Below are 17492 nucleotides of genomic sequence, written 5' to 3'. Positions count from 1 at the left end.
GGGGCGAAGAAATGCGCATTGCGCTATGCCGGGCATGCCTGCACGGAGCATGACACCGGGCACCGTCGCAGCCCCTGTGGAAAAAAAAGCCCCGGCCAGGGCCAGGGCTAATCGGGAATCCCCGGGGCTTGCCGACACAGCTATTCGCCCAGGGCCTCCCGCGTGGTCATGCCGCCCACCAGGCGGGCGATGCCCAGCGGATTGGCGTTCTTCAGACAGTCAGGCAACAGCGCATCAGGATAGTTCTGGTAGCACACCGGGCGTAGGAAGCGGGCGATGGCCAGGCTGCCCACCGAGGTGCCGCGCGCATCCGAGGTGGCCGGGTAGGGGCCGCCGTGGACCATGGCGTCGCACACCTCGACGCCCGTGGGGTAGCCGTTGAGCAGCAGGCGCCCGGCTTTGCGCTCCAGCAGCGGCACCAGTTGCGCGGCCATCGCCAGATCCCCCGGCTCGGCGATCAGCGTCGCAGTGAGCTGGCCCTGCAGGTTGGCCAGGGCCCGTTGCAGTTCGGCCAGATCGGCCACCTCCACCAGCACGGTCGCCGGGCCGAAGACTTCCTCCTGTAGCAGCTCATCGCCCTCCAGCAGGAGGCTTACGTCAGCCTGGAACAGCTGTGGCCAGGCCTGATTGCCTTGCTGCGTCCCGCCTGCCAGATGGCGGATACCGGGGTGGGCGTGCAGGCGCGCCAGCCCCGCTTCGTAGCTTGCCAGGGTGCCGGTATTGAGCATGGTCTGCGCCGCCTGGTCGGCCATGCGTGCGGCGAACCGCTCGATGAAGGCGCTGAGCTCCGGCGAGCGGATGCCGATGACCAGGCCCGGGTTGGTGCAGAACTGCCCGCAGCCCAGCACTACCGAGGCCGCCAGTTCGCCGGCCACGTGCTCGCCGCGCACCGTCAGGGCTTCCGGCAGCAGTATCACCGGGTTGATGCTGCTCATCTCGGCGAAGACCGGGATCGGCTGCGGCCGTGCCGCCGCCAGGTCGCACAGTGCCCGTCCACCCTTGAGCGAGCCGGTGAAGCCCACCGCCTGGATGGACGGGTGCCTGACCAGCCATTCGCCCACGCCGCTGCCGTAGATCATGTTGAACACGCCGGCGGGCATGCCGGTCCGCTCCGCCGCGCGGAGGATGGCGTCGGCCACCCATTCGGAGGTGGCCATATGGCCGCTGTGGGCCTTGAACACCACCGGGCAGCCGGCGGCCAGGGCGGCGGCGGTGTCGCCACCGGCGGTGGAGAACGCCAGCGGGAAGTTGCTGGCGCCGAACACCGCCACCGGGCCGATGCCCAGTTGGCACTGGCGCAGGTCGGGACGTGGCAGCGGCTGGCGCTGGGGCTGGGCGCGGTCGATGCGCGCGCCATGGAAGTCGCCAAGCCGCAGAACCTGGGCGAATAGCCGCAGCTGACCGCTGGTGCGGCTGCGCTCGCCAAGGATGCGCGGTTGCGGCAAGGCGGTTTCGCGGCAGACGGTGGCGAGGAAGTCCTCGCCCAGGTTGTCCAGTTCGTCGGCTATGGCGTCGAGGAATTCGGCGCGCCGGCTGGCGGGCAGGCTGCGGAAGACCGGGTAGGCTGCCTCCGCGGCGCGGGCGGCGGCGTCCACTTCGTTGGCAGTGGCCTGGTGGAAGACGCCGAGCAGCGCCTCACCGGTGGTCGCATCCAGGCTGCGCAGGAGGACATCGCCCGCGCCGCTGCGGGCGCCGCCTATGTAGTTGTGGCCAAGGGGCTGGTTCATGGGTTTCGGGTTCCTTGCTGGCCGGTCCTGGCGGCCGCTTCGGCGTCCACGGCATGCAGCGACTTGCCGCGGGTTTCCCGGGCGAGGCCGACGGCAAGCACCGAGAGCGCGGAGGCGGCCACCAGGTACCAGGCGATTGGGGTGGAGGAGTTGTAGTGCTTGAGCAGGCTGACCGCGATCAGCGGCGCCAGGGAGCCGGCGAAGATCGGTGCCACCTGGTAGCAGAGCGAGAGCGCGGTGTAGCGCACATGGGTGGGGAACATTTCCGCCATCAGTGCCGAGTAGGGCGCATAGGTCATGGACTGGATGGCCAGGCCCAGGGTGATGGCGGCCATGATCAGCCAGTCGTTGCCGGTATCCATCAGCGGGAAGCCGACGAAGCCCCAGAAGCCGGTGAGCACCGCGCCGGTCAGGTACACCGGCTTGCGCCCGACCAGGTCGGAGAGATGGCCCATCAGCGGGATCAGGAAGAAGTGCAGGAAGTGCGCGCCGAACATCAGCAGCAGGATCTGCGAGGTGTCCTTGTGCACCACCAGGCCCAGGTAGGTGATGGAGAAGGTCACCACCGTGTAGTAGAGGATGTTCTCCGCGAAGCGCGCGCCGAGGCCCACCAGTACGGCGCGCCGGTGGTGCTTGAGCACCTCGACCACGCCCAGTTGCTGGCCCGCGCGCTGCTGGTGGCGTGCCTGGGCCTGCTTGAAGATCGGCGCGTCGTCCACCCGGGTGCGCACCCAGTAGCCGATGGCGACCACCACCACCGAGAGCCAGAAGGCCACGCGCCAGCCCCAGGCGAGGAATTCCTCGTCGCTGAGGGTGGCCGAAAGCGCCAGCAGGGCCAGGGTCGCCAGCAGGTTGCCCAGCGGCACGCCGGCCTGGGGCCAACTGGCCCAGAAGCCGCGACGGTCGTCCGGGCTGTGCTCGGAGACCAGCAGGATGGCGCCGCCCCATTCGCCGCCGAAGGCGAAGCCCTGGATCAGCCGCAGCAGCACCAGGAGGATGGGCGCGGCGTAGCCGATGCTGTCGAACCCGGGTAGGCAGCCCATGAGGAAGGTGGTGACACCGACTATCACCAGGCTGATCTGCAACAGGTGCTTGCGCCCCAGCTTGTCGCCGAAATGGCCGAACACCAGGCCGCCCAGGGGCCGGGCGAGGAAGCCCACGGCGTAGAGGGCGAAGGCGGCGATGATGCCGTCGATGGCGTTGCCGGTCTGCTGGAAGAACAGCTTGCCGAACACCAGCGCGGAGGCGGTGCCGTAGAGGAAGAACTCGTACCACTCGGCCACGGTGCCGGCCATGGCGGCGGCGACCACGCGTTTCAGGCCGGCGGTGGCGGTGCGGGTGTCGTGGGAGGGTAGATCCTGGGCGGGCGCTGTAGTTGTTGTGGTCATGGCGGATTCCGGTGGTCCAGGGAGGGATGGGCGAGCGCGGTGGTGCCATTGCTCGCCGGTGAGACCGATCCCCTCACCCCAGCCCTCTCCCCAGAGGGGCGAGGGGGCTGTCAGTGGCGGCTGAAGGCGATGCATCAGCCGGCACCAGCGGTCCCCTCTCCCTCCGGGAGAGGGTTAGGGTGAGGGACGTCAGCCTTTACAGCCCCACATCCGGCAACGCCGGACGGCTGGCCAGGGCCTTGGCCATGATGCGTTCGACGTGTGCGCGGTCCTCGCCCTGCAGGGCCAGGCGCGGCGGGCGGGTGAGGGCGCTGCCGCGGCCGGCGATCTCTTCGCAGAGCTTGATGCACTGCACCAGGTCCGGACGGGCGTCGAGGTGGAGGATCGGCATCAGCCATTCGTAGATCGGCATGGCCTCGGCGAAGCGCCCGGCGCTGGCCAGGCGGAAGATGGTCTCGCCTTCCTTGGGGAACACGTTGGACATGCCGGAGATCCAGCCCTGGGCGCCGACGGCGATGCTTTCCAGGACCACGTCATCCAGGCCGGCGAAGAGGATGAAGCGGTCGCCCACCTCGTTGCGCACGTCGATGAAGCGGCGGGTGTCGCCGGAGCTGTCCTTGAAGCAGACGATGTTCTCGCAGTCGGCCAGGGAGATGAGGATCTCCGGAGTGACGTCGTTCTTGTAGATGGGCGGGTTGTTGTAGACCATCACCGGCAGGTCGGTGCTGCGGGCCACGCTGCGGAAATGCTCGGCGGTTTCATGGGGCTTGGAGGAGTACACCAGCGCCGGCATCACCATGATGCCGTCGACGCCAACGCGCTCCACCGCCTTGGCCACCTTGGCGGCGCCGGCGCTGGTGAATTCGGCGATGCCGCAGATCACCGGCACACGACCGCCCGAGGCGTCCTTGGCGACTTCGGTGACGGCTATCTTCTCTTCAATGGTCAGCGAGGTGTTCTCGCCGACGCTGCCGCACACCACCAGGCCGGACACGCCGTCGCGCACCAGGTTGGAAATGACCTTGTGGGTTTCGTCCAGGTTCACCGAGAAATCGGCATTGAATTGGGTGGTGACTGCGGGGAATACGCCGCTCCAGTTGACGCTCTTGCTCATGGGTAACTCCATTTCGATGGGTGGCCCCCGGCTCGCCGGAAAGAATCGCGGGCAAGCCGGGGCCGTTCGCGCTCGCCGGGGCGGGCACCGTGGTGGATTCGGGGTGACTCAGTGGCTGTTGGGGGAGGGGCCGCTACTGCATGGCACTACCCTCCGGACCCAGTGGCCAGGTGTCGGAGAGCCGATAGCCGCCTGGCCAGGGATCGCCGGGGTCGAGCAGGTGCTGGTGAGTGCCGGTGATCCAGGCGCGCCCGCTGATGCTGGGGATGATCGCCGGGCGCCCGGCGACCTCGGTCAGCGCTTCGATCCGGCAGTGGAATTGCGAGCCGATGATGGACCGGCCGACGAAGGCTTCGCCCGGTTGCAGCTGGCCCTTGGCGTGGAGCACCGCCATGCGCGCCGAGCAACCGGTGCCGCAGGGAGAGCGGTCGATCTTGCCCGGGCGGATGACCACGGCGTTGGCGGCGCTGGCGATACCACCCTCGCGGCTCACCGGCGCGGCGATCTGGCAGAAGGAAATGTGGTCCCAATCCGGATTGGTCGGGTGGACGAAGCCCAGCTGCTCGTTGGCTGCTCGGGTGATCTTCAGCCCGGTGGCCACCAGGTCGGCGGCTTCATCGGCGGTCAGGGCGAAGCCCAGTTTCTTGGCATCGGCGATCACGAAGCTGTCGCCGCCATAGGCGGTATCCACCTGCAGCGCGCCGAGGCCTTCCACTTCGATCCAGGCGTCCAGCCGGTCGGCGAAGGAGGGCACGTTGTGCACCGTCACGCGCTCGGCCTTGCCGTCGCGGCAATCGGCAATGACTTCGATCAGCCCGCCGGGAGCTTCCAGCGCCAGGCGGGTCTGCGGTTCGGTCATCGGCAGGATGCCGCTGTCCAGCAGCACGGTGGCGACGCACAGCGAATTGGAGCCGGACATGGGCGGGGTATCGGCCGGCTCCATGATGATCCAGGCCATCTGCGCCCGCGGGTCCCTGGCCGGCACCAGCAGGTTGACGTGGCGGAACAGGCCGCCGCGCGGTTCGTTGAGGACGAAGTTGCGCAGCGTCTCGTCGCGGGCGATCCAGCGTGATTGTTCCCAGAGGGTCGCGCCGGGTGGCGGGGCGACGCCGCCGACTATCACGTCGCCCACCTCGCCCTCGGCGTGGCAGCTGACGATGTGGATGATCTTGCTCGAGCGCATGGATGATCTCTCCTGATGATCTTGCGTGGGCCCGTTCGCTCTCCCGGCCCCTCTCCCTGAAGGGAGAGGGTGGAGGTCGCGCTAAAGCACCGACTTGAGGAAGTCGGCGGTTTCCGCCTTCTGCGGCTGGCCGATCACCTGATCCGGCGGGCCTATCTCGTGGACCTTGCCGTCGCGGAAAAAGGCCACTCGGTCGGAGACGTCGCGGGCGAAGCGGATCTCGTGAGTCACCAGCACCATGGTCATGCCGTCTTCGGCGAGCATGCGCATGGTGTCCAGCACCTCGCCCACCAGCTGTGGGTCCAGTGCGGAGGTGGCTTCGTCGAACAGCATGTAGTCGGGTGACATGGCCAGGGCGCGGGCGATCGCCATGCGCTGCTGCTGGCCGCCGGAAAGCTTGTTCGGAAACACCTTGAGCTTGTCGCCCAGGCCCACGTGGGTGAGTTGCCGGACCGCCATCTCCTCGGCGTCCTGCTTGTTCCTGCCGAGGACCTTGCGCGGGGCGAGCATCACGTTCTCCAGCACGGTCAGGTGCGGGAAGGCGTTCCACTGCTGGAAGACGATGCCGATCTTCTGCCGCAGGCGGTTGAGGTCGGTGTCCTTGCCATGCACCTCGGTGCCGTCGACGCGGATGTTGCCTTTCTGGATCGCCTCCAGACCATTGATGCACATCAGCAGGGTCGACTTGCCCGAACCCGAACCGCCGATGATCGACACGACCTCGCCCTTGTTCACGCTCAGGCTCACGCCCTTGACCACTTCGAGGTCGCCGTAGGATTTGTGCACGTTGTCGATTTCAATCATTTTCCTGCCACCTTTTTTCCAGCCGCACGCCCAGACGCGCCACGACCCAGCTCATGAGGTAATAGATGAGGCCTGCGATGCACAGCACCAGCAGCGGCTCCTGGATGCGCGTGACGATGGTCTGCGAGGCGCGCAACAGTTCGACGATGCCGATCCACATCACCAGCGCGGTGTCCTTCATCACCGACAGCACCAGGTTCAGCCAACCGGGGAAGGCCACGCGGGCGGCCAGTGGCAGGGCCACGTAGCGCAGGTCCTGCCAGTAGCTCATGCCCAGCGAGCGGCTGGCGCGGCGCAGGCTCGGCGACACGGCGAGGACGCCGCTGCGGACGATCTCGGTGCAGAACGCCGCGGCGTAGATGCCGAGCACGATGCAGCCGACGGTGAAGGCGCTCCAGTCGAGTCCGGCGATGCTCTTCATGGCGTTGAACAGCACGAACTGGATCAGCAGCGGCACGCTGCGGAAGATGTCCAGCAACCAGGCCAGAGGGTGTGTGGCACGCGGCAGGGCGGCGCGCAGCAGGCCGAAGAGGATGCCGGCGAAAGTGCCGATGAGCATCGCCCAGGCGGTCAGCTTGAGGGTGACCCAGGCGCCCTGCATGAGGAACTGCAGGTCGTTGGCGGTGAAACTGGTGGAAAACATGACCGGTCCTCCTTAGTAGCGGAACAGCCGCCAGCCCAGGATGCGGGCGGCGAGGACGATGACCTTGGCGATCAGGTAGTAGAGCACCGCCGCCAGTGCGAAGAACTCGAAGGTGCGGAAGGTCCTGACGTTGAAGTCCTGAGTGACTCCGGTGAGGTCGTTGTTGAGCCCGACGATCACCCCCAGCGAGGTCATCAGCACCGCCCAGACCATCTGGTTGCTCAGCGGATAGAAGACGATGCGCAGCAGCTGCGGGATGACGATCAGGCGGTACGCCTGGAAGGCGCTCATGCCCAGCGAGCGGGCGGCGCGCATCTGAGTGTCCGGAACGGCCTTGAGGCCGCCGCGGAAGTTCTCCGCGAGATAGCCGGCGTTGTTGAAAGTGATCCCGGCGAGCAATGCGACCCAGGAGCTGACGTGCAGACCGAAGGAGCCAAGGCCGAAGTAGAGGATGTACACCTGGAAAAGCGACGGCGTGTTCCGTGCGATGGACACCCAGGTGGTGGCGAAGCCGCGCAGCAGTGGGTTCTGCATCTGCCGCATGACGGTCAGCAGCAGCGCGATGATGACGCCGAGGACCATCGACAGCGCGGCGGTTTCCAGGGTCACCCAGGCGCCGGCGAGCATGTCCGGCAGCGCCTTGAAGGCCGCGCGCCAGTGGAAGCTGTAGTCGAACATGTCAGTGCCCCCCTTCGTTCAGCCAGGCCGGCAGGAGCCCTGCGCTGCGGCCGCTGCAGGCGGTGTCGACGCAGGCGGCAAGACTGCCGAAATGTACCTGGCGACCCACCAGCCCGGGCGCGTAGTGCGCGTACTTGCCGGAGTTGGTCATCAGCGTGCGGGTCGCCGGCGGCAGCACCGGTTCGCCGAGCATGCACCAGCAGGTGTCGGTGACGAACTGCGCGCCGAAGGCTTCCAGCGTCGCCACGTACCCCGCATCAAGGGCGCGCTCGTGGATGGCGCGGCCGAGGGTGATCACCAGCGCGGTACCTGGATGCTTGCGGCGGCCGACGCAGAGTTCGGCCAGGCGTGCGCATTCGCTGAAGGAGAAGTGCGGGTTGCCCAGCGAGACCAGCTGCACCTCGGCTTCCGGCGCGCGGTCCAGTTCGCGCCAGGTGCGCGCCAGGTCGGCCGGCACCACGCGCAGGCTGCGCCGCGCGGGCAAGTTGCCGAGTGCCTGTGCGGCGTCGGGGGCTTCGGGTGTGACGCCGGCGATGTGAAACATCGGGGCGGCCGATGTCGTCGCGAAGGCGGCGCCGAACGCCTTGAGGTCGTCGAGGTCGGGTGCTGCGCGTTCGAGTCCGCAGACCACCGGAATCTCGCTGCCACACAGCAGGCCCACGTGGTAGCCGAGCAACGGGTAGAAGGCATCGTCGAAGCCTTCCGGTGGCGTCACCTCGATGCACAGCGTGGCGCGGCGACCCTCGTCGCTGTGGCTGCCCACCCGCGGCGCGCGGCCGGTGATGGCGATGCAGATATCGAGGTAGTCGGGGTACTTCAGGGTCCGCGCGCCGAGCACGCTGTTGGCGTACACCACGGCATTGGACTCGGCCCAGACCACCTGCTCGCCACGCCGCGGAGCGCTGTCGAGCAGGTAGGGCGCACAGGTGAAGCTGGTTTGCGCACCCATCTCCAGGTAGGCGTCGCCGAGCGCGCTCGCCGGCTCGCCGAGTTCGGCGTCGATGCCCTGTTCGCGCCAGCGGCGCTTGTCCACCGAAATCGAATTGAGGGTGGTCGGCACGTGCACCCGCGCGCCCCATTCCACCAGGCGGCGGGCGAAGCGCAGGCTCGCAGGGCCGGTGTAGATGCAGCCGTCGATGTGCGCCTGGGTGACGTCCACCAGCTCGCGCGCACCCTGCAGTTCGGCGATGCGCAGGAGAATGCGCATCGCCACTTCCGTGGCCTTGCCATGGCGTCCTTCGAGCATCTCCCGGTCACGCTCATCCAGCTTCAGATCGCTACCGGTGGCGAGGCTGCGAACCTCGCTCTCGGCCGTCCAGGCGTCGGTGGGCAGGCTGTCGAACAACTCGATGCGGCCGTCCTCGATGCGCGCGGCCTTGGCACCGGCAAGCCGGGCGAAGCCATCCTGACCCAGGCAAACCACCGGCAGTGAGCGGCCGAACATGATCTCGGCCACCAGTACGCCGAGCGTGAGGATTTCGTCAGGCTCGGCCAGGAGCAGCGCCGCAGGGGCATGACCGTTGAGGATCAGCTCCAGCAGCACACTGCTGCCGGTGCAGGAGCCTCGTCCGCTGGGGATCGCCAGCACCTGCCCGGCGAGCATCCGGCCGCTCAAGGGATGATGGCGGTCGATCACCTCGCCGCTGAAGGGGTCCACCCCGCCCCAGAAACTCAGCCCGATATCGGCCTTCAGCAGGGCGCCTTGCGCCCTGCCTCCGACCAGGCCGCGTCCGCACAGCGGGGCGGCGACTTGCAGTGTGGGTTGCATGGAAGACATCTGCGTCGGCCGTCAGTAGTACACGTGGGGTACGGTCAGTTCCACCGGCTTGCCGCCGACCCATTTCGAGTACAGCTCTGCATAGCGGCCAGTGCGCACCTGCTGGTTGACGAAGAGGTTGAGGTAGTTGATCAGGCCGAACTCGTCGCGCCTGGCTGCGAGCGATACGTAGTCGATGACGTAGGGCGCGTCGCCCGCCACTTTCAGGCCCTTGTACTTGCCGGACTTGAGGGTCGAGGCGGCGACGGTGTTGGTCACCACCGTGGCATCGATGTGGCCCTGGGAGACGGCGAGGATGGTGTCGTTCTGGGTCTGGTAGGCGCGGAAGCTGCCGGTCCCCCAGGACTTCACATCCTTCTCCAGGGCGATCGCTTCATAGGTGCCGCTGGTATTGCCCACCGGCCGGCCCTTGATGTCCTGGTACTGGTTGATGCCAGTGTCGTCGCGGGTCAGCACGACCATCTGGAAGGCGAAGTAGGGCACAGTCATGCCCACTGTCTTGGCGCGCTCGAGGGTATCGGAGGTGGAGGCGACTATGACGTCTGCGCGGCCGGAAACCAGTGCCGGGATGCGGTCCGGGAAGGGGGTCTCCACCACTTCGGCGCTGACGCCGAGGACCTTAGCCAGGTCGTTGCAGTAGTCGACGTCGAAACCGACCGGGTTGTTCTGCGCATCGCGCGAACCCATGGGCGGGAAGTCGAGGGTGACGGCACAGCGGAGTTTGCCCGACTCGATGATGTCGTCGAGCTTGTCGGCCTGGGCGTTGTGGGCCAGGGCGGCGCTCAGTACAGCGGAGAGGGCTAGGGTGATGGCTTTCTTGTTGTTCATATGGGCCTCGATGCTGGTTTGGGGCCTGGCGACGCGGCCGGGCCGGGACGTTGCGTAGCTGCGGAGTTGGGTTTTCGGCGCTGTTCCTGCTGTGGAATCGACAGGTCAAGATTCGCGCCGCAGGGCCCGGGGAGGCTTGATGGATTTCCTCCGGGGTCATGACGAAATCGGCATAGTCAGGTTGAGGGCCACAGTGCGGTGCGTATCGTCAGGGCGAGGCCGGACGGCCTTTCGCGAATGAATTCGCTGCCACAGGAGAAAGGCGGGCTACGGACTCGTAGGAGCGAGCTTGCTCGCGAAGGTCGCCCGTTCGCGAGCAAGCTCGCTCCTACAAGAATGCGTTCACACCGGGTGGGTGGGTCAGGCGCGGCAGCTGTCGCGGTACTGGCTGGGGGAGAGGCCGGTGAGGGCCTTGAACTGGCGGCTGAAGGCGCTGTGGTCGGTGTAGCCGCAGGACAGGGCGATGTCGGTGATCGGCAGGTCGCCCGCCAGCAGTTGCGAGGCGGCGCCCAGGCGCGCCTTGTGGATCATCTGCCTCGGGGTGAGCTGGAAGATACGCTTGCAGTGGCGCTCCAGCTGCGCCACCGATAGCCCGGCGATGGCGGTCAGTTCGCCGAGGCTGATGGGCTGGGCATAGTGCTCGCGGATATGGGCGTCCACCGCGGCGAGCTTTTGGTAGGCCGGGTGGCTGGACTGCGGTGCCTGCAGGTCATAGGAAATGCCCGCCATGCCGATTACCCGCTGGTGCTCGTCACGCAGCGCCAGTTTGTGGGTCAGGCACCAGCCGGCCTGGCGCCCCGGATAGAGGTGCAGTTCCAACTGGTCGTTCAGCGGGTCGCCACCTTCCAGTACGCGGCGGTCCTGCTCGGTGTAGTGGGGGCCGAAACGTGTCGGGAAAACGTCCTCGGCAGTGCGTCCCAGCAGCGCGTCCTTGCTCTTCACCCCGCATCGTTGCGCCAGGGTCTGGTTCACCAGCACATAGCGCGCCTGCGGGTCCTTGATGAAGAACACCACGCCGGGCATGGCGTCCAGCAAGGGCGCCACCTGCTCGATGCTGGCGAGCAGGGTGGGGAGGTCGCGGGATAGGGGGAGGCGTTCGAGGTGCATGGCGTCTTTCCCGATGGGATGCCCAGCCAGTAAATGATCGGATGGGGCGTAATTCAATGGCTTTTGTAGGAGCGAGCTTGCTCGCGATTGGAGCGGCGCGAATCTTTCGCGAGCATGCTCGCTCCTACGGGGTGTTCATTCCTCTAGTTGCAGCAGCGTTTCGATCCGCGCCGGTGACAGCGGCGGTCGTGGTGCGGGCGGTTCCCAGCCGAACAGGAACTGGCTGGCGGCGCCGCACACGCGGCCCTGGCAGGCGCCCATACCGCAGCGGCTGTGCAGTTTGGCGTCGGTCCAGCCGTGGCGATTCGCCAGGGCCGACCAGGGCACGTCCTCGCAACGGCAGACCAGCGTATCCGGCTGCGCCAGATCCTTGAGTTTCGCGTCGAGCCTGAAGCTGCGCGCCAGGGTGTTGGCGAAGGCCTGCCAGCGGCGCCGCCTGGGCCAGAGCTTGCGGGCCAGGTCGCGCCGGCCGACTGCCGCATGGCCGGCGATCGCACCTTCGACCAGGGCCAACTCGCTGCCGCCGAAGCCGGTGCATTCGCCGGCGGCGAAGTGGTCGTCGAGGCTGCAGGCCTGCCAGTCGTCGACGGCGATGGCTTGTTGCTCGATGCGGCAACCCAGGGCCTGACCGAGCTGGATGTTGGGGATCAGGCCGAAGCCACAGGCGAGACGGTCGCAGGGGACTTCCAGCACCTGATCGCCCTGCCGAAGGCGCACCGCTTCCAGGCGATCCCGGCCCAGTGCGGCGAGCACGTGGCTGGATGGGCGGTAGCGGGTATCGAACAGGCCGATCGCCTGCGCGACCTTGCCGGGCCAGCGCGGCAGGCGCGCGGCAAAGCCGGCCAGGGCGGTCCACGGCGCCTGTTCGGCGATGCGCAGCAGCGTGGCGCCGGCGGCGCGGGCCGTGGCCGCGCTGGCCAGCAGCAAGGGCCCGCTTCCGGCCACTACGACGCGTTCGCCCGCCACCGACAGGCCGCCCTTGATCAGCGCCTGCAAGCCGCCGGCCCCGGTAACGCCGGGAAGCGTCCAGCCGGGGAAGGGCAGCAGCAGTTCGCGGGCGCCGGTGCAGAGGATCAGGGCGTCATACCCCAGCTGCCAGCCGCGCTCGGCATTCTCCAGCAGGAGCCGTTTGCGGCCGGCAACGGCGACCACGCGGGTGCCGCTGAACACCTGGATATTGCCTGCTTCCGCGAGGGCCTGGCGCAGTTGCCTGGCCTTGTCGGGCAGCTTCACTTGCGGCCCGTCGCGCCAGATCTGCCCGCCGGGGGACGGGTTGTCGTCGAGCACGGCGATGCGTGCGCCGCTGGGGGCGGCAGCCAGGGCCGCGGCCATGCCGGCGGGGCCGGCGCCGATGATCAGCAGGTCTACCTTCATCCTTGCGTCTCCACCTGCATGCCCTCGCGGCACAGCGTCTGGCAGGCCAGGCGGCGCTGCCCGTCGATGGTCACCCGGCATTCCTGGCAGATGCCCATGCCGCATAGGGGCGCGCGACGCTGGCCGCTGACCGAGGTGCGACTGCTGCCGTCGCCACCCTGCGCCAGGGCGGCGGCCACTGTGGTTCCTGGCGCAACCCAGAGGCTGCACCCGTCCAGGCTGAGTTCGATCATCCTTGCGCTCCAACGGCATGGGGAGTGGCGAAGCGTCCTGGGCGATAGGCGCTGCCAGGCAACGGCAGGCTCTCGCCGAACAGTTCGGCGGCCAGCAGCCGGGCAGTTCCCGGTGCGGTGGTCACGCCCAGGCCCTCATGCCCGACGGCGAGCCAGAGGCCAGGCTGGTCGGGGTGCTGGCCGATGATGGGCAGGCCATCCGGCGTCGCGGCGCGAAAGCCGGTCCAGCAGCGGATGGCGTTGAGTGTTCCGATCCCCGGCAGGTACTCCCGCGCCCTGGCGAGCATGCGGCCAAGCACGAGGCCTTCGACGCGGCGATCGAGACTGTCGAACTGCCGCGACGAGCCCAGCAGTATCTGCCCCGTGGGGCGCGGCTGGGCGTTGAACGCCACCGAGGTGCCAGTGCTGGCGTGGGCGCTGCTGATGTAGCCGAGTTCCACCAGTTGGTGACGGATCTGGTCGGGGTAGCGGTCGGTGATCAGCAGATGGCCCTTCTTCGGCTCGATCGGCAGTCCAGGGCAAAGCTCGGTGGCCTGGATGCCATTGGCCAGCACCACGGCATCGGCCTGGAGCTGCCGGCCGTCTTCCAGGCGCACGCGGTTGCCCTCCACCGCCACCACGCGCGCGCGTTCGCGGGTGATGCCGGAGCCGCCCTGGCGTAGTAGCCAGTGCGCGGCGTTGGGGGCATAGAGGATGCCGTCGCCATTCACTTTCAGGGCGCCGGCCAGGCCGGCGTGCAGTGCCGGCTCGGCTGCCTGGAGCTGCCCCGGGCCGAGCAGTTCGCAAGCGACGCCCTGGTCACGCAGCCTGGCGGCCTTGCGCTGCGCCTCGGCCATTTCCGCTTCATTGGCGGCCAGCCAGAGGGTGCCGCAATTGCGGTAGGCGCTGGCCTCATCGAGCTGCGTCGCCCACTGCCGCCAGAGTTCCTGGGAGTAGTTGCAGAGCGCCAGTTCGGCAGGGTTGTCGTCGATCGTCACCAGATGGCCCATGCCGGCGGCCGTGGCGCCGCCCTGGTCGCTGTCCAGCACCCGCACATCGAGGCCGCGCCGGGCCAGCTCGTGGGCGCAAGCGCTCCCGACTATGCCGGCGCCAATGACGATGACATCGGCCGTCACAGGCGGATGCCCCAGGCGAAGGGATCGTCGTCTTCCAGCAGCAGGGTGGCCTCCGCACTGACATGGGCGCGGCCGCGAATGGTAGGGATGATGCGACCTTCACGAGCGTCGTCCTGCCAGTCGAATCGGCCTTCGAAGCAGCTGCCGATGACGCTGGCCTGGCGCCAGGGCTCACCGGCGCGCAGTTTGCCGTCGGCGGCGAGGCAAGCCAGCTTGGCGCTGGTGCCGGTGCCGCAGGGCGAGCGGTCGTAGGCCTTGCCGGGGCAGAGCACGAAGTTACGGCTGTCGGCCTGGTCGTCATCGGCGAACAGTTCGATATGGTCGATCTCGCCGCCGTCCTCGCCGCGTATGCCCTGGTCCTCCAGGGCCTTCATCACCGCACTGGTGTAGGCAGTGAGGGCGTCGAGGTTATCGCTGGCGACGCGCTGGCCGTGGTCGGCGATGAGGAAGAACCAGTTGCCGCCCCAGGCGATATCGCCGGTGACGCTGCCGAGTTCCGGCACGTCCAGGCGCACGTTCTGGCGGTAGCGGTAGGCCGGCACGTTGCGCACGCTCACCGAACGGTCTTCGTGCAGGGTGGCTTCCACCGTGCCCACCGGGGTTTCGATGCAGTGCACGCCCGGCTGGATGCTGCCCAGGTACGCCAGCGAGGCCACCAGCCCGATGGTGCCGTGGCCGCACATGCCGAGGTAGCCGCTGTTGTTGAAAAAGATGACTCCGGCACAGGCCTGCGGGTCCACCGGTTCGCAGAGCAAGGCGCCCACCAGCACGTCGCTGCCACGGGGCTCGAGCACGGTGGCGGCGCGCCAGTCGTCGAACCGCTCGGCGAGCAGTCGCCGGCGCTCGGCCATGCTTCCCTGGCCAAGGCTCGGGAAACCCTCGATTACCAGGCGGGTCGGCTCGCCGCCGGTGTGCGAGTCGATGACGCGGATTGTCTTCATGGAAGCCTGCCCTTGCTGTGGATATCTGCTGCAAGGGTGGCGCCGCCGGGGCGCTGGCGGCTTGAGGGATTTCTGCCGGGCCTGTGACGAAATCGGCACAGGCCCGGAGAATGGGTCAGCTGCGTCGTTCGACGATGTAGCGGGCCAGGGCGCGCAGCGGCTCGGCGCTTTCGCCCAGGTTGGCGACGGCCCGCAGCGCCTGGTCGCGCAGTTCCAGGGCGTAGGCCTTGGCATTGTCGAGGCCGAGCAGGGCGGGGTAGGTGGGCTTGTCGTGGGCCTCGTCCTTGCCCTGGGTCTTGCCCAGGGTGGCGGTATCGCTTTCCACGTCGAGGATGTCGTCCTGCACCTGGAAGGCCAGGCCGATGGCACGGGCGTAGATCCGCAGCGCGGCCAGGGCGGCGGCGTCGGCGCGGCCGCTGGCCAGGGCGCCGAGGCGAACACTGGCTTCGATCAGGGCGCCGGTCTTGTGCCGGTGCATGGTTTCCAGGGCGGCCTGGTCGAGCTTTATGCCCACCGAACCGAGGTCGATGGCCTGGCCGCCGACCATGCCAGCGGGGCCGGCGGCTTGGCTGAGGCTGGCGATCATCGCCAGGCGGGTCTCGGCATCGTGCGGGTTGCGCTGGGCGTCGGCGAGCACTTCGAAGGCCAGCGCCTGCAGGCCGTCGCCGGCGAGTATGGCGCTGGCTTCATCGAAGGCGATGTGGGTGGTGGGCTGGCCGCGACGCAGGTCGTCATCGTCCATGGCCGGCAGGTCGTCATGGACCAGGGAGTAGGCGTGGATCAGCTCCACCGCGCAGGCCGCGCCGTCGGCTCGGGCCAGGTCGCCACCGAGGGCCTCGCAGGCGGCATAGACCAGCAGTGGGCGCACCCGCTTGCCACCGTTAACCACGCTGTAGCGCATGGCCTGGTAAAGAGGCTCCAGTGGCGCGAGCGGGGCATTGAACAGCTCGCTGAGGGCGGCATCCACCCGCTGCTGGCAGCTGGCCTGGTAGCTGGCGATCATGCTTGCTCGTCCGCGTCGAAGGGCGCTTCCTCCAGCTGGCCGTCGCGCTCCAGCAGGATCTGCACCTTCTGCTCGGCCTGGCTCAGCGAGGCCTGGCATTCGCGGGTCAGGCGGATGCCCTGCTCGAACGCGCTGAGGGAATCCTCCAGCGACAGTTCACCGCTTTCCAGGCGTTCCACCAGGGTCTGCAGTTCGGCGAGGGACTGTTCGAAATCGGGGGTGGCTTTCTTGCGGGCCATACTGCTGTCTCGCGGAGGTCGAATCGGGCGCGACACTAGCAGAGCCGCACTCTGTGGGCAAATGAAGGGGGCGGATGGTCGCGGTCCGCGGGGGCTTTCCCCTACAAGAGCAAAATCGCCCGCAAACACCCTCGTAGGTTGGGCTGAGTTCCACGAAGCCCAACGAACCAGTCCGTAGGATGGGTGGAGCCTGCGATACCCATCGATCGGCGTTGATGGGTATCGCTCCGCTCGCGAAACGCCGCCCGACCCATCCTGCGGATCGGGGCCGGGCTCATGTGGTGACGAAGTAGTAGATCGTCATCCCCGCACCCACCGCGATCACCAACCCGCGCAACCAACGGCTGGGCAGGCGCCGGGCCAGGGCGCCGCCGGCATAGCCGCCGCAACTGGCTGCGCCGAGCAGGACGACGAGCTCGCCCCAGCTGACCCGGCCGGCGGCGACGAAGGTCACCACCGCAACACTGTAGATGGTGCTCGACAGCAGGTTCTTCAGCGCATTGGCGCGCAGCAGCGTGTGCCCTTCGATGGAGAAGGCCGCCAGCTGCAGGATGCCCATGCCGGCGCCGAAGTAGCCGCCGTAGATGGCCACCAGGCTATGAGCCAGGTGGCTGCCGGGGCCGTGGGGCGGCAGCGCGCCTGCCTCGTGCTGGCGGTTGATCAGCTTGCTCAGCCAAGGGCTGGCGGCGAACAGCAGGGTAGCGACCAGCAGCAGCCAGGGGATCAACCGGCGGAAGGTCTCGTCGCCGCCGGCGAGCAGCAACAGCCCGCCGCCCAGACCGCCCAGCAGGGACACCAGCACCAGTGGGATCACGTAGCGCCCCAGAGGGCGCAACTGGTCGCGCGCCGCCCAACTGGCGGCCAGGCTGGCCGGCCACAGGGCCACGGCATTGGTGGCGTTGGCGGTCACCGGCGGCAGGCCGCTGGCGAGCAGGGCAGGGAAGGAGAAGAAGGTGCCGCCGCCGGCGAGGGCGTTCATGCCGCCGGCGGCGAAGCCGGCGAGCAGCAGGAGGAGGACGTCGTGGAGGCTCATGGTCGGGCGCGCAAAAGCCCGAAGGTTAACGCTGGGGGCAAGCGGTGGCAAAGGCTCGCCGAACGGTAGGCCGCCCGGCTGCACGCCGACCAGTGAGCCGAATCGCTGATGGGCGGGAGCACGCCTTTTCGCCAGTGACAGTATGCTTTCATCAACTCGTATGGGGCGGGGGCAGTAAACCGCACGGAAGCCCACTCCACATGCCTTCCCGGGCAGTATCAGCGGAAGGCGGCAAGGGTCGATCCAGCAAGGTTTCAACGTTAGCGTCAGGCCGGAAATGAGTTCAGCCGTACTCGTTTCCGGCT

Annotated in this window: 17 protein-coding genes; all 17 read right to left on the bottom strand. The window is 68.0% G+C overall.

The window, feature by feature from the left end; genetic code table 11:
- Positions 1 to 140: 140 nt before the first annotated feature.
- Positions 141 to 1727 (bottom strand): aldehyde dehydrogenase (NADP(+)), encoded by a 1587-nt coding sequence (locus tag E8F12_RS07130; protein ID WP_280324572.1) that lies wholly within the window; start codon positions 1725 to 1727, stop codon positions 141 to 143.
- Positions 1724 to 3022, bottom strand: a complete 1299-nt coding sequence (gene abaF / locus E8F12_RS07125; protein ID WP_280324635.1) for a fosfomycin efflux MFS transporter AbaF — start codon at positions 3020 to 3022, stop codon at positions 1724 to 1726. The genes E8F12_RS07130 and abaF overlap by 4 nt, the downstream gene beginning before the upstream one ends.
- Positions 3023 to 3311: 289 nt before the next feature.
- Positions 3312 to 4229 carry a dihydrodipicolinate synthase family protein gene (locus E8F12_RS07120; protein WP_280324571.1) on the bottom strand — a complete coding sequence of 306 codons (918 nt, stop codon included), beginning with the start codon at positions 4227 to 4229 and terminating at the stop codon, positions 3312 to 3314.
- Between the two features lie 133 nt (positions 4230 to 4362).
- Positions 4363 to 5412, bottom strand: coding sequence for a proline racemase family protein (locus E8F12_RS07115; protein WP_280324570.1), 1050 nt, complete (start codon positions 5410 to 5412; stop codon positions 4363 to 4365).
- An 81-nt stretch (positions 5413 to 5493) separates the two neighbouring features.
- Complete coding sequence (locus E8F12_RS07110; RefSeq protein ID WP_280324569.1) at positions 5494 to 6216, bottom strand: amino acid ABC transporter ATP-binding protein; 723 nt, start codon at positions 6214 to 6216, stop codon at positions 5494 to 5496.
- On the bottom strand, positions 6209 to 6859 hold the full coding sequence (locus tag E8F12_RS07105; protein ID WP_280288838.1) for an amino acid ABC transporter permease: 651 nt from the start codon (positions 6857 to 6859) through the stop codon (positions 6209 to 6211). The genes E8F12_RS07110 and E8F12_RS07105 overlap by 8 nt, the downstream gene beginning before the upstream one ends.
- Before the next feature lie 12 nt (positions 6860 to 6871).
- On the bottom strand, positions 6872 to 7537 hold the full coding sequence (locus E8F12_RS07100; protein WP_280288837.1) for an amino acid ABC transporter permease: 666 nt from the start codon (positions 7535 to 7537) through the stop codon (positions 6872 to 6874).
- Between the two features lies 1 nt (position 7538).
- Positions 7539 to 9305 (bottom strand): aconitase family protein, encoded by a 1767-nt coding sequence (locus E8F12_RS07095; RefSeq protein WP_280324568.1) that lies wholly within the window; start codon positions 9303 to 9305, stop codon positions 7539 to 7541.
- A 21-nt stretch (positions 9306 to 9326) separates the two neighbouring features.
- Positions 9327 to 10142, bottom strand: coding sequence for a transporter substrate-binding domain-containing protein (locus E8F12_RS07090; protein WP_280324567.1), 816 nt, complete (start codon positions 10140 to 10142; stop codon positions 9327 to 9329).
- A 360-nt stretch (positions 10143 to 10502) separates the two neighbouring features.
- Positions 10503 to 11249: an AraC family transcriptional regulator gene (locus E8F12_RS07085; RefSeq protein WP_280324566.1), complete on the bottom strand. Its 747-nt coding sequence runs from the start codon at positions 11247 to 11249 to the stop codon at positions 10503 to 10505.
- Between the two features lie 135 nt (positions 11250 to 11384).
- Positions 11385 to 12623, bottom strand: coding sequence for an FAD/NAD(P)-binding oxidoreductase (locus tag E8F12_RS07080; RefSeq protein WP_280324565.1), 1239 nt, complete (start codon positions 12621 to 12623; stop codon positions 11385 to 11387).
- Entirely contained in the window at positions 12620 to 12856 is a 237-nt protein-coding gene (locus E8F12_RS07075) for a (2Fe-2S)-binding protein (RefSeq protein WP_280324564.1), read from the bottom strand. The genes E8F12_RS07080 and E8F12_RS07075 overlap by 4 nt, the downstream gene beginning before the upstream one ends.
- Positions 12853 to 13971, bottom strand: coding sequence for an FAD-binding oxidoreductase (locus E8F12_RS07070; protein ID WP_280324563.1), 1119 nt, complete (start codon positions 13969 to 13971; stop codon positions 12853 to 12855). The genes E8F12_RS07075 and E8F12_RS07070 overlap by 4 nt, the downstream gene beginning before the upstream one ends.
- A complete protein-coding gene (locus E8F12_RS07065) occupies positions 13968 to 14912 on the bottom strand; it encodes a 4-hydroxyproline epimerase (protein WP_280324562.1) in 945 nt (314 codons plus the stop codon). The genes E8F12_RS07070 and E8F12_RS07065 overlap by 4 nt, the downstream gene beginning before the upstream one ends.
- Before the next feature lie 115 nt (positions 14913 to 15027).
- Positions 15028 to 15915 carry a (2E,6E)-farnesyl diphosphate synthase gene (gene ispA, locus E8F12_RS07060; protein WP_280324561.1) on the bottom strand — a complete coding sequence of 296 codons (888 nt, stop codon included), beginning with the start codon at positions 15913 to 15915 and terminating at the stop codon, positions 15028 to 15030.
- Positions 15912 to 16154, bottom strand: a complete 243-nt coding sequence (locus E8F12_RS07055; RefSeq protein ID WP_280324560.1) for an exodeoxyribonuclease VII small subunit — start codon at positions 16152 to 16154, stop codon at positions 15912 to 15914. The genes ispA and E8F12_RS07055 overlap by 4 nt, the downstream gene beginning before the upstream one ends.
- Before the next feature lie 274 nt (positions 16155 to 16428).
- The gene (locus E8F12_RS07050; RefSeq protein WP_280324559.1) at positions 16429 to 17187 is read right to left on the bottom strand and encodes a sulfite exporter TauE/SafE family protein; all 759 of its coding nucleotides are present in this window, start codon (positions 17185 to 17187) and stop codon (positions 16429 to 16431) included.
- Between the last annotated feature and the right edge of the window lie 305 nt (positions 17188 to 17492).

It is taken from the genome of Pseudomonas sp. BN102, assembly GCF_029871245.1.
Taxonomy (GTDB): domain Bacteria; phylum Pseudomonadota; class Gammaproteobacteria; order Pseudomonadales; family Pseudomonadaceae; genus Metapseudomonas.
Note: the sequence above shows the minus strand (reverse complement) of the source record. Positions and strands in the feature narration are given on the sequence as shown.